This window comes from Pantoea sp. SIMBA_079, assembly GCF_046940275.1.
Classification (GTDB): domain Bacteria; phylum Pseudomonadota; class Gammaproteobacteria; order Enterobacterales; family Enterobacteriaceae; genus Pantoea; species Pantoea borealis.
In genome coordinates this window covers 1-231 of the sequence record NZ_JAWRYR010000992.1, presented here as the reverse complement: position 1 = coordinate 231, position 231 = coordinate 1, and the positions used below count along the sequence as shown (strand labels likewise).

Annotated in this window: 1 protein-coding gene; it reads left to right on the top strand. The window is 32.0% G+C overall.

The annotated features are described in order from the left end of the window. The coding region (locus tag SB719_RS22910; RefSeq protein WP_412160150.1) for a hypothetical protein at window positions 1-231 on the top strand (231 nt) is incomplete at both ends.

Below are 231 nucleotides of genomic sequence, written 5' to 3'. Positions count from 1 at the left end.
AATTTTGAATCCCATCAAATCCATTATACTTCAGAGTTTGAAAATGAAAACGGAATTAAATATATTGGTGAAAAGCCTATCGTATTACTGGATGAAGATTTAAGCGGAGATTTTAAAGAAAACGGAGTTCCAAACATTACTTTTCCTTATAGTGCTCCTCAAACCTATGTCAAGAATTTAGAACCGTTTAATGAATATTCAGGATTATTCCCTAATGAAGCATATCCGAAC